Annotated in this window: 1 rRNA gene; it reads left to right on the forward strand. The window is 50.6% G+C overall.

The features are described 5' to 3' along the window. Positions 1-147 precede the first annotated feature (147 nt). Positions 148-233: ribosomal RNA gene (rrf, locus tag KNP95_RS16010) — 5S ribosomal RNA — on the forward strand; the annotation flags it as partial.

Genomic DNA, 233 nt, shown 5'->3' on the forward strand with positions numbered 1-233 from the left:
CACGGCGACGTGTGGAGCTGAATGATACTAATCGGTCGAGGCTTTGATCTAGTCTAATGGTTTGTGTGAATTGATGAGTCTTCAGTTTTCAGGGAACAACCCTGAAATGGATTGACACGCCCTTGGGGCGATGTTAATATTCTTTTGTCTGGTGGCGATAGCGAAGCGGCCACACCCGTTCCCATGCCGAACACGGAAGTTAAGCGCTTCAGCGCCGAAAGTAGTTGGGGGTC

The sequence above is a fragment of the Exiguobacterium sp. s36 genome, assembly GCF_018618345.1.
GTDB classification, from domain to species: domain Bacteria; phylum Bacillota; class Bacilli; order Exiguobacteriales; family Exiguobacteriaceae; genus Exiguobacterium; species Exiguobacterium chiriqhucha.